The sequence below is a fragment of the Microcoleus sp. AT8-A3 genome (genome assembly GCF_036705675.1).
Taxonomy (GTDB): domain Bacteria; phylum Cyanobacteriota; class Cyanobacteriia; order Cyanobacteriales; family Microcoleaceae; genus Microcoleus.
Genome location: NZ_JAUBVD010000104.1, coordinates 1 through 11,173 on the forward strand (window position 1 = coordinate 1; position 11,173 = coordinate 11,173).

At 43.2% G+C, this 11,173-nt stretch carries 9 protein-coding genes; 8 read left to right on the plus strand and 1 reads right to left on the minus strand.

The features are described 5' to 3' along the window. The first annotated feature begins 331 nt into the window (after positions 1 to 331). The 6 genes from QUB51_RS29395 to QUB51_RS29420 all read left to right on the plus strand — a co-directional run bounded on the left by QUB51_RS29395 (position 332) and on the right by QUB51_RS29420 (position 6,657). Positions 332 to 874, plus strand: coding sequence for a hypothetical protein (locus QUB51_RS29395; protein ID WP_333058148.1), 543 nt, complete (start codon positions 332 to 334; stop codon positions 872 to 874). A 463-nt stretch (positions 875 to 1,337) separates the two neighbouring features. Beyond that, positions 1,338 to 1,943: a DUF1517 domain-containing protein gene (locus tag QUB51_RS29400; protein ID WP_333058150.1), complete on the plus strand. Its 606-nt coding sequence runs from the start codon at positions 1,338 to 1,340 to the stop codon at positions 1,941 to 1,943. A 126-nt stretch (positions 1,944 to 2,069) separates the two neighbouring features. Further along, positions 2,070 to 2,951, plus strand: coding sequence for a hypothetical protein (locus QUB51_RS29405; protein WP_333262161.1), 882 nt, complete (start codon positions 2,070 to 2,072; stop codon positions 2,949 to 2,951). Between the two features lie 307 nt (positions 2,952 to 3,258). Next, the gene (locus QUB51_RS29410) at positions 3,259 to 4,293 is read left to right on the plus strand and encodes an S-layer homology domain-containing protein (RefSeq protein ID WP_333058155.1); all 1,035 of its coding nucleotides are present in this window, start codon (positions 3,259 to 3,261) and stop codon (positions 4,291 to 4,293) included. Between the two features lie 230 nt (positions 4,294 to 4,523). Beyond that, a complete protein-coding gene (locus tag QUB51_RS29415) occupies positions 4,524 to 5,231 on the plus strand; it encodes an alpha-ketoglutarate-dependent dioxygenase AlkB (RefSeq protein WP_333233773.1) in 708 nt (235 codons plus the stop codon). 52 nt (positions 5,232 to 5,283) lie between these two features. Next, positions 5,284 to 6,657, plus strand: a complete 1,374-nt coding sequence (locus QUB51_RS29420) for a hypothetical protein (protein WP_333262148.1) — start codon at positions 5,284 to 5,286, stop codon at positions 6,655 to 6,657. A gap of 149 nt (positions 6,658 to 6,806) precedes the next feature. Here the strand turns inward: QUB51_RS29420 and QUB51_RS29425 are convergent, their stop codons facing one another. Continuing rightward, complete coding sequence (locus tag QUB51_RS29425) at positions 6,807 to 8,309, minus strand: peptidoglycan-binding protein (RefSeq protein ID WP_445299465.1); 1,503 nt, start codon at positions 8,307 to 8,309, stop codon at positions 6,807 to 6,809. A gap of 439 nt (positions 8,310 to 8,748) precedes the next feature. On the opposite strand from QUB51_RS29425, the gene alr reads away from it, so the two are divergent. After that, on the plus strand, positions 8,749 to 9,951 hold the full coding sequence (gene alr / locus QUB51_RS29430) for an alanine racemase (protein ID WP_333262154.1): 1,203 nt from the start codon (positions 8,749 to 8,751) through the stop codon (positions 9,949 to 9,951). 294 nt (positions 9,952 to 10,245) lie between these two features. Further along, entirely contained in the window at positions 10,246 to 11,094 is an 849-nt protein-coding gene (locus QUB51_RS29435) for a mechanosensitive ion channel family protein (protein ID WP_333058160.1), read from the plus strand. Positions 11,095 to 11,173: the final 79 nt, after the last annotated feature.

Genomic DNA, 11,173 nt, shown 5'->3' on the forward strand with positions numbered 1-11,173 from the left:
TTGCTTTGCGTATGCCTTGGCGCAATTGTGCTGAATTATTTCTAAGTCTGACAGGATTCTCATGTCATTGGGGACTCACCTCAGATTTTCTAATTTGGGCGCGATCCAAGTATGGGTTCACAAAACTTGAACTTCCACCGATCTGTTCGCCCAAATGCTTACATAATAACCATTCCAGTTTTTTAAGCGGGCAATTTTAAATTTGAAGTGCGTGAGGCTATAGCTGACTTTTGCGATCGATCCGCGATATGGACGGCGCGCAGAGTTGATAGATTTGTAAAGAGCTGTTACCATTAATTTTTTAATTATCCTTTACAATCTCCCAAGCATCATGAAGAAGTTTCAAGTGTTAGCTGGCATTGCTTCCGTAGTCGCGATCGCAAGCAGCATCGCCATAGGTGACGCCGCATCTGCTTTCCCCTGTTCCTACAGCAAATCTAGCGCGTCTAAATCTGGTTCTGCGACAACCCTCCTAGGTTCCGGCGGCTCGGAGCGCATTAATCCGTGGAAATCCTACAAAACAGCAGCTATCGGTTTCCTCGGTTTGGCTGGAGTTTTGGGTGGCGGTGCTGCTTACATGAGCTACCGTGCCGGCAAGCGCGCTTCTGCTGCTTGCGCTGCGATGACCGATAATTTTGAAGTTTTTGAAGAGTCGGCTCCGATCGCAGATGCAGGTGTTTCTGGACACTTGGAAGTTCCGGCGTTGCTCGATTTGGCGGCGGCGGGTGCTGTAGCTGAGTCAGCAAATGCGGTTGCAGTCGTTCGCGAACACCCAGAAGCTCCAGGTGGCGAGCTGGATTTGCCGGTTTCGCCAGTTGCTGAGTTGAGTTCTGAAATTGCGATCGAACAAGTCCAAAGCGCGATCGTCAAATAGTTATCTCAAACCAACGTATTCGCTTAGCGCACCTCCAATCTTGCAAGATTGGAGGTTTTTTGAGTCTAAATTATCTACCCTACAATTTCTTGTCATGGCGATCGCGAAGCACTGCAAACAATAGACAGATGAATCGATCGCACCAGTATCATATTCCGGCTCAGCAAACGAGCGCTGAATTAATATCAATTAAAAAAACTCTTGCTACCATCATCAATCTCATAGCAATTATTAAAAGTCGCTGCTCTCCGTCAGGACAAGGCTGTGCGGTTTTCCTACTGTATTTGAACTGTATTTGATCCGATTGAAAACTGCTATAAAATTAGATGAGTCAAAGCGAGACAGTACGCTGCCGAGGCGATCGCTAAAAATACTCTTCAGATCAATCTGAGGGTAGACGGCAAGAGTTCAAATCCCCTGCTATCGTTGGAAATATAGCCCTACAGATTACAACTATTAGGTTATGAATGCTTGGCGCGATCGATTCAATCAATTTACAGGTAAAACTCGATTGGCAGTTTGCCGGGTGTTCGTTCACCTAACAGGCGAAGATGTTGCACCGCTGTTAGGAGTTCTCAACCGCACCGCCAGACAAGCAATTGATGCCGATGGCGACATAGCAGTTTTAGGAGAAGGTCTTGTAGAAATTTGCAATCACCTGTTGCAGTACGACAACTACTGGCAAGCAGCCGCCAATGAAGGCGATGTTTTTTGGAATGAAGGCGAAGCGGGCGATTATGTGGATGAACTTTTCATTGATTCAGCCGATCGCTATCTCAGCGAGCCTCAATACAGTACATCTGTTTACGATAAAAATTCCCCCTTGTCTTTGCCGGTAACTAGAAATGTGGTGGTGATGCTGACAGTTGCCTATGAAGGCGAAGTTCCGGCCCTAGAAACTGACCTTGCGGACATCAGCGCGCTGAAAGTCGGTTTAAAAGCACTGATTAATTTACATTACCAAGAAAGGCTCCGAGCTGTGCAAGTTCACTTTTCTCCCGCACAGTTGGGAGACGAACTTACCAACGACCAAGTGTTGGTCAATTTCCCCGAACTTATTCCCATTTAAGGAAGGAGTAATTAGTTATTAGTTATTAGTTATTAGTTATTTGCGGTGCCCAGAGCGGAGTCGAAGGGTTATTTGCTACCAATGCGCGATGCCCGATGCCCAATGCCCAATTACCAATTACTATTTATGATGCTGCGAAAACTGACAATTTATTTAATGGCTTTAACTTTTTTGTGGACGGCAACCGGCTGCGGTTCACCTCGCACACAAACTTCTACAAATCCTGCGGGAAATCCGAATATTAACACTGTGCGCCCTGCACCAAACAATAACTTGGCTCAAGGCCAATATCCCGTACAGCAAGTTACCTACAACGATGCTGATGGCGAATACAGTTTGATGTTGCTGAATACTCCCCCCGGCAGTCCCCCAGTTTACCGCACTAGGGATTTGCAAATGGCTCGCTTAACAAATGAAGAAATATCGGCAGGCAAGAAAAGTTATCTAAATGTGGAGAACAATCAAGCGGTTTTGCATTTGACAGAAGATTTTAAAATTGAGTACGTTCACAACGTTACCGAAACTGTTCCTAATCCTCAAACAGGTCAGCCACAAACCGTAGTAGTGAGACAGCAATCAGGCTTCTGGGCACCGTTTGCTGGAGCTGTGGCCGGTCAGGCGATCGGCAGTTTGTTATTTAGACCGCAATATTATATGCCGCCAGTCTATCAGCCGGGGATTATGACAGGATATGGCGGGTATGGTAATACTTACAACCAAGCTGTTCAGCAGTATCAAACTCGGTATCGAACTCCGCCTCCGGTTGTGAGAAACCGTCAAGTTTTAAGGACGACCGGCCGCTTGCGATCGCCCACCTACAACCAGCCAGTAAGACCCTCAGTACGTCCTAATGGCAATCGATCGACCGGTTCGGGCTACGGTGGCAGCACTTTGAGGCGATCGCCACAGCCACGTCAAAATCCAAACAAGCGGCAGCCCAGTTTTGGTAGCGGCAGAAATTCTCGTCAACCGAGTCGGAATCGCTCTTTCGGGAGTAGAAGGCGCTGAGTTGAAGAGTACAAAAATTAGCAACTGACATCGGTAAAAGTTGATTTAATCTATAGCAATCCTCGCATTATTTGTGTAATTTTTGTAGGGGCAAACCCCCCGTGGTTGCCCCAGGAGGCTGGGGTAGGCACTTAGCACTACCCCTACATCTTTTTACAATTCATTTAAGATTGCTATATCCTCCCGATGCCCCGTCGCCGCAGGTATGGAGAATGAAAACTTTGGAATAATTGATTTAGCCTTCTCTGTTTCCCCCAGACCCAAAAAATATGTGATTTAATTTCTACAGTGATATGTAGGTGACAATATGTCTTCTTCACAACCCCCGTCAGGGGAAAGAAATCCTCTAGGATTGGATGAATTGATTGCTATCTTGGTTGCCTTCGGCACGATGGGAGCAATTTTATTTTGGGTAACAGGTAAAAATCCCGATCGATTGAATGCCAGAAATTGGCAATTTCCAGCCGTTTTCTCTCAGCCTGCTGTTACTCCCGCGACTCCGGGAATATTAACGCCAGAATCGCCAAGTTCGGATTTGCGATCGCCCGCGACAACCCCCCTTCCGTCAAAACCAGATGTCGCACCTGTGGCACCTTTAGGGCCGATTTTACCGGCAACTCCTCCGGTGGGTGTAATCGTTGTTCCTCCGAAGCCAATTGCGCGATCGACTCCCGATCCAGCAATTACCAAACCGAAAGCCGATAAACCCAAAGCCGATAAACCCAAAGCCGATAAACCCAAAGTTGGGCCTGTTATATTATCCGATGTTCCCGACAAATATTGGGCGCGTCCGTTCATTGTCGCTTTAGTCGATCGCAAAATCTTTACTGATTTCACCGACAGCAAATTTCGTCCCGACGAACCGATGACGCGAGCCGAACTAGCGCGCTTAATTCAGCGAATGTCCGACGACAAAAAGCCGATCCGAAAACCGATTGATTTTAAAGACGTAAAAGACAAAAGTCCTGTAGCTCCGGCGATCGACCACACCGTCACAACTGGATATCTTAAAGGATACCCAAACAATGAGTTCCGTCCCGACAAAAATATTCCCCGTGTCGAAGTCATCGCAGCTTTAGCCAGCGGTTTGAGCCTGAAACCATCAACAAAAACAACCAAAACTTTACAAGTTTATACAGACAGGAAAAAAGTGCCGAAATGGGCAGTTAACAAAGTAGCATCAGCCACAGAAGCTGGCATTGTTGTCAACCACCCGAAGCGCGCACTTTTGCAGCCTAATAGAACAGCAACTCGCGCTGAAGTAGCAGCCATGATTTACCAAGCTATGGCAAAAAAAGGCCAAGTACCTGCAAAGGCTTCTGAGTATGTTGTGCGGCTTTAATTAGAGGAATGAAGCCCTTCTTTTTTCTATGAGTCTGACTTGGGCTTGCGGGTAGTCAGAAACCGGGTTTTTTGCGACAATACTTCCTCATAGCTGACAGAATCAGCCAAAAACCCGGTTTCTTGGGCTTGCGAGCCGTCAGAAACCGGGTTTTTTGCGACAATACTTCCTCATAGCTGACAGAATCAGCCAAAAACCCGGTTTCTTGGGTTTGCGGGCAGTTGAGATCGATGTTAAAATCACAGGAATCATGTCAAATCATCATTCCACACTCATTGATTCGATTTGAGGCAATTATTATGTATCATCAGATAAGACTTGGGGATAATCAGCTCGATAGCAGCGATATTCAAGAAACAGTAGTTATTGATACTGATGGAGAAGTGCTCTTCTATCCCAATTTTTTTAGCATCGAAGAAAGCGATCGTCTTTTTTCAGATTTATATTCTAGTATTAACTGGAAACAGGATATTATTCATTTTTATGGAAAAAAGATACCTTTACCCAGACTTACAGGTTGGTATGGAGATGAAGGCAAATCATATACATATTCCGGCATCGAACAGCATCCCGATCCTTGGACTCCCACACTCAAATTAATTAAATCAAAAGCTGAAGAGATATCAAAAGTTACTTTTAATAGCGTGCTTCTCAATCTATATCGTGATGGTAAAGATAGCGTTTCCTGGCATAGCGATGACGAGCCAGAATTAGGAAAAAATCCGATTATAGCCTCAATTAGCTTTGGGGCAACTCGCCGATTTTCCTTAAAGCATAAAATTTCAAAAGACTACAAAATTGATATAAATTTGCTCAATGGTAGTTTGCTGTTGATGAAAGGTGAAACCCAGCATTGCTGGCAACATCAAATTCCTAAAACTTCTAAATTTGTGGAACCAAGAATAAATCTAACTTTTAGAATCATCAAACCCGTTTAAAATAAAGAAAATAAAATTTCAGCGCTGCTATCAAATCAGGGTTAATTGAGTTATGAAAAATCTACTTTTATTAGGAACCTTAAGCTTTAGTATTGCTTTTTGTTTGGGTATAGCAGTAGAAAAAAATCTTCATAAAAGTGCTGTCATAGGTGGTATAGCGACAATTAGCACCCTTAGTAGTGCCTTCGTTTTAAGCAAAAAATCTGACCGAGAACTTGAAAATATCCGCAGCCATGCCGAAAATTTAAAAAGCATTGAAAATCAGATTTTAAGCCTGAAAAATAAAAGAATAAAACTTGTACAGGCAATTGATAGCAAAACTAAATCAAAAACCACGATTGAAGAAGAATACAACTCAATTGTGGTCGAAGTCGAGCGGCTTAAAGAAGAAGTTAAATCTCTCAATATACAGCGAGAAAGTCTGCACACTGTAATTGCTAAGCATAAAAATCAAGACATAAAAATTAAACCTAAAATTCCTGTTAAAACTGAAGTAGCAAAACCAATCAAAAAGACAACAAAGACAATATTGTACAATTGCATTTTAGATGGATTAGAAAATTCGACATACTTTTATCACAAAAACCACCAGGGAACCTTTGAAAACTATTTACAATCATTACAAAAACCCGCAGAAGCATTGTGGTATTCTTATAGATCGAATCAGGTTAAAGTAAATTATTCGGAGCCGTCAATTCAAGCAGTTTATTTGATGCGTTATTATCCCCATTATGCGTACATGAATTTTCAAATATTAGAAATGATACACGCTCAAAATTTATTGAAAAATCTAACAAACGAAACGCTAGAAGTATGCTTATTTGGTGCAGGGCCATGTCCAGAAATCGTAGGCTTAAGTAAATACTTATCAGATAAGTATCAAAACATTAAAAGATTAACTGTTAATGTATATGATATTGCTTCTGAGGAATGGACTTTAAGCAGAAATATTACCGAAAAATTTGTGATACCGGAATACTGGTCCGGAGATTTAAAGCTAAATAGTAATTACCTAGATTTATGCGAATCTAATTCTCTTTACTCAATCAAAACAACAATTCAAAAAAGCCAAATGTTCATTTTTCAAAATTGTCTAAATGAAATTTATAATATATCTACAGTTCAAACAAATCTCAATTTTTTGCTTAATGAAATACCTGTAGGTGGTGTAATAATAATTATTGATTTATGTAACTATAACCAAAACACCACCATAATCGATCGATTGAAAGAACAAGTAAGTAATCGAGATGATTTTGAAATTTATTGCCCTGAAGCTAAAGATACTAAAATTAAAGCTTGCTTTCCCATTCCACCACTAATCACACAACATCTCTTAACTGGAAAAGATAAGTTAGTACCTCGTAGTAAAGATATCGATTGTCTTTTTATAAGTTTGCACAAAATTAATCTAAAAGCTTTGTAATTGATATGAAATTCGGTTGCAAAGGCATCATTACGTTTGCTACCGCCTTAATTTTGAGGACTAAAGTTCTCACTCCGAACCAGTTTGTAGTAAGGACTTTAGTCCTTCTTTCTTAGTCCACGCTTGAGTGAACATAGAAACAAGTTAAATTAATCTTGAAACACCATAATACTGCCTGAATAGCAAGCTACCCAAACCTGATTAGTTTCTGGATCGTAGGTAATGCCGATTGGGCTTGAATTAACCTTCACTGTTTGCAGCACTTTCATATCGCTAGTCCTAACTTTGCTAACAGTATTCGAGAAATAGTTCACCACATAAAGCAGTTTTCCCTGATCGGAAATTGTCATGCTGCGAGGTGCTCTTCCTGTCGAAACTTTGTCCACCACTTTACCAGTTTGTAGGTCAATTTTGGCCACATTTCCTTCACCATTTAAAGTGGCATAAAGATACTTTCCGTTGGGATCGATCGTCAAATGACGCGGCGCATTGCCAATATTTATCAGCCATTCTACCGAAAAGTCTATGAGATTGACTTTCGCAATATTGGAAGAACCCATGATGGCAACATAGGCATTTTTTGAGTCGGGAGTAACAACAATACCGCGAGGATAGGCACCCAGTTTTACCCGCTCGATTTCGATGTTTTTATTGATATCAACTATGCTCAAATCCCAACTGCACCAATTGCTAGCGAGGGCGAAGCGATTGTCAGGCGAAACAGCATTGAATTTCGGCACTGCACCTACAGGAATTACCTTTTCTATTTTTAACGTTTTGGTATTGATGCGGTACAGAAAACTTTGGTCGTGTTTTGCGGCTGGAGAGCACCTGTCGGTTCCCGGATTGCTAAACCCCGAACCGTACATTTTGTAGTTGGAGACGTAGGCATATTTGCCATCGGTTGAAAAAGCTGCTTCTACGGGAGAGCCTTTATAATTGCCTTTGAATTTAGAAAATCCGAACTTCGACAAGTTTACTGTATCGGGAATAGTCTTGACTAATTTAAAGTTCCTGTCGTAAACTGTGATGGTGTGACGGTACATCATGTTTTGAGCAAAAAACAAGCCATCTCCCGAATAAACTATTGATTTTGGCGAGATGTTGCCGTAAATTGTTTTTTTCAAGGTCATTTTTCCTTGAGTGTTGTCGGGAGGATTTACTAGCCTTGTGGTTGGTGATTCACTTTTTATATCTTCGGAATTTTCAGTTTTAAAAGGTGGCAGAGAGGGTTCTTGAAATAGAGGTTCTGGGGGCTGAGTTTTAGTTTTATCTTCGAGTTCGTTGCGGTTTTCTGTGGCGCTAGGAGATGGCGAAGATTTATCGACATTTGGCGCGATTTTTTCCGCAGCTTCAATACTCCCCTCTTCCGGCTTACCTTTCAGCGCTGACAAGGTTTTAGGGCCGACAATTCCGTCAACTTTCAGGTTGTTCTCTGCTTGAAACTTTTTCACAGCAGCCTGGGTGAGAGCACCGTAAAATCCTGTAGCCTTACCGCGAAAATAGCCTGCGTTTTGTAGAGTTTTCTGAAGTTGGGCTACTTGGGGGCCTGAATCACCTTTTTTGATGGCGAGTGCGGGATTGACTAAATTTAAAATTGTGAGAGCGATCGTAAAGAAAAGTAAAGGAGCAGAGGCTAACTTTAGGTGCATTTTTGAGTTAGTTCTTTGAAGCAGACATCTTGTACCATTTTCATGAACAGGCAAGATGCCTGTTCCACAAGAGTTTAAGTTGTTGTTTGTGGGGAGTAGGGGTTGGGCATCTTGCCCGCCCTTGAAAGCCTGATTTGTAGCCGTTTCCCAAGTTTTAGCTAAATGTAGGTAGGCTAGTCCGTCCATAGTTTTTACCGGGTATTTTTGGTGCTATGATACACCAGTTAATACCATTTTAGATTTTAGATTTTAGATTTTAGATTTTAGATGGGGAATGACTTATGGAATATGGGTTTGCAGCTTGCCGACCGTTGCATTCTTTTTTCAAACTTGTATAACATTGATTAAAGGAAAAATCTTATAATCAAACTTAGGGTAAAATATCCTAGCAGTTTTGAGAGCAGTTTTTAATGGTGTAAGCAAGTAGGAGCGATCGACAATGTGGAGTGGGGAACAAACAACCGCAGAATCAACGACAAAAGAATCCCGCCAGACGTTGCTGGGGGACGGTTACGGGGGACTATGCCAGCGGGCTTGGGTAGAAATCGATTTAGCAGCTTTAACTCACAATGTAAAACAGCTTAAAAAGCTCTTATCTCCTCACACACAACTGATGGCAGTTGTGAAAGCGGATGCCTACGGGCATGGTGCTGTTGCAGTCAGTCAAACAGCATTGCAAGCAGGTGCTAGTTGGCTGGGAGTGGCGACAATTCCCGAAGGAATAGAATTGCGAGAAGCTGGGATAGAAGCGCCGATTTTGTTGTTGGGGGCAACCCATACAGCCCCACAGGTAAAGGCGATCGCCCATTGGCACTTGCAGCCCACTATTTGTACTGCCAAACAAGCCTTAATTTTTTCGGAAGTTCTCGCAGGCATTAACCAATCTTTGCCAGTTCACGCTAAGTTAGATACGGGAATGTCTCGCTTGGGTACGTCCTGGCAAGAAGCAACAGAATTTGTGCAATTAGTCAAGCGGTTGCCCAATTTAAAATTAGCCAGTATTTACTCTCACTTGGCGACTGCAGACAGTCCCGACCCCACAGTTATGAGAGAGCAGCACCAGCGGTTTCAACAGGCGATCGAGCAAATTAAAATAGCAGGAATTAACCCCCCTCGCCTCCACTTGGCAAACTCTGCTGCCGCCCTCGCTGACCCGGATTTGCACTACGATTTAGTGCGGGTCGGTTTAGCTACCTACGGTCTTTATCCAGCTCCTCACTTGCAGTCGAGATCCAATTTGAAGCCCGCAATGCAGGTAAAAGCTAGGGTAACGCAGGTAAAAACAATTGAAGCAGGAACCGGCGTCAGTTACGGCTATCAATTTATAGCTCAGCGGCAGACACAGATTGCCGTAATTGGTATCGGCTATGCAGATGGTATTCCCCGCAATCTTTCTAATAAAATGCAGGTTTTAGTCAGGGGTCAGTTCGTGCGGCAAGTGGGCGCGGTGACGATGGATCAATTAATGCTGGATGTAACTGATATTCCCGATTTAGAAGTCGGTGAAGTGGTGACTATTTTGGGCAAAGATGGGGAATATCACATTAGTGCTGACGATTGGGCCGCGACTTTAGGAACTATTTCGTGGGAAATTCTCTGCGGTTTTAAACACCGATTGCCCCGCGTAGCAGTACACTATTAAGAATAGTCCGGCAGGGGTTTAAACCCGTGCCTCATAGCCAAAGTCGGTTGAAACCGACTCAAGAGTTTGAAGGATAAAATTATCGACAGTCCGGCAGGGGTTTAAACCCCTGCCTCATAGCAAAAGTCGGTTGAAACCGACTCAAGAGTTTGAAGGATAAAATTATCGACTTTAGTCCTCTTCTAGAGGACTTCCGCTATGAGACAGGGGTTTTCAACCCCTGTCGGACTCTCCGACTTATGCAGAAGACTGAGACTGCAATTCTCAATTTCTAATTCCCAATTCCCAATTAACATGACAGTTATTCAGACGTTTTTACCAATAGCCCAAACCTTCTATTCTCAGCTAAATGCAGAAAGAACACAAGCCTTGGAAGTAGCCCAAGAATTCTCGAAAAGATTCGTGGAATTGGGGTTTAAAATTGTACCTCAACTGCTGTGGGCGATCGGCATTTTGTTAATTACGCGATTTGCTATCAACTTTGCGGGCCGCGTGACTCGCCGAGCACTGAGTCGCACCGAAGCCACGCTGCGGAAATTCTTAGTTCAAGCTGCTGAGATTACGATTTTGGTAGTGGGAGTAGTCGCCGCTTTGAGTCAGTTGGGAATTCAAACTACCAGTGTGGTTGCGGTGGTGGGTGCAGCGGGTTTGGCCATTGGTTTGGCGTGGCAAAATACTTTGTCGCACTTTGCTGCTGGGGTAATGTTGATTAGTTTGCGGCCCTTTGAAGTCGGGGATGGGATTGAAGCTGGGGATGTTAAGGGAGTGGTGGACAGCATCGGGATTTTTTCAACAACGGTGGTGACAGACGATCGCATAAAAATTATTGTCCCGAACAATCAGTTGTTTAACGGTACACTGAAAAATACAACGGCAATGGGAACGAGGCGAGTAGACTTGAAGATTGATATTGGCGATCGGCCAATTCGTCCAACTGTAGCTGAGTTATTAGAAATTGCCCACTCTCACCCGCTGGTGTTGGAGAATCCGCCCCCGACTTGTTTGGTGGTCGAGATTACTCCCGATACAACTATTTTATCTCTCCGACCTTGGTGCGCGTCGGTGGCCTACGAACAAGTGCGATCGCAAGTTCAACAATACGTCAAAGAGGCAATGGATGCCGACAAAAATCAAGAACAATAGATATACAGCGGTTTTCGCTGTTATGAGGTACAATCAATAATAATGAAATATCATTATGTAATCAAAGCTAATGAAAGCA

Coding starts and splice junctions, on each gene's coding strand:
- QUB51_RS29395 (WP_333058148.1), top strand. CDS start 332: ATGAAGAAGTTTCAAGTGTTAGCTGGCATTGCTTCCGTAGTCGCGATC.
- QUB51_RS29400 (WP_333058150.1), top strand. CDS start 1,338: ATGAATGCTTGGCGCGATCGATTCAATCAATTTACAGGTAAAACTCGA.
- QUB51_RS29405 (WP_333262161.1), top strand. CDS start 2,070: ATGATGCTGCGAAAACTGACAATTTATTTAATGGCTTTAACTTTTTTG.
- QUB51_RS29410 (WP_333058155.1), top strand. CDS start 3,259: ATGTCTTCTTCACAACCCCCGTCAGGGGAAAGAAATCCTCTAGGATTG.
- QUB51_RS29415 (WP_333233773.1), top strand. CDS start 4,524: ATGTTAAAATCACAGGAATCATGTCAAATCATCATTCCACACTCATTG.
- QUB51_RS29420 (WP_333262148.1), top strand. CDS start 5,284: ATGAAAAATCTACTTTTATTAGGAACCTTAAGCTTTAGTATTGCTTTT.
- QUB51_RS29425 (WP_445299465.1), bottom strand. CDS start 8,309: ATGCACCTAAAGTTAGCCTCTGCTCCTTTACTTTTCTTTACGATCGCT.
- alr (WP_333262154.1), top strand. CDS start 8,749: ATGTGGAGTGGGGAACAAACAACCGCAGAATCAACGACAAAAGAATCC.
- QUB51_RS29435 (WP_333058160.1), top strand. CDS start 10,246: ATGACAGTTATTCAGACGTTTTTACCAATAGCCCAAACCTTCTATTCT.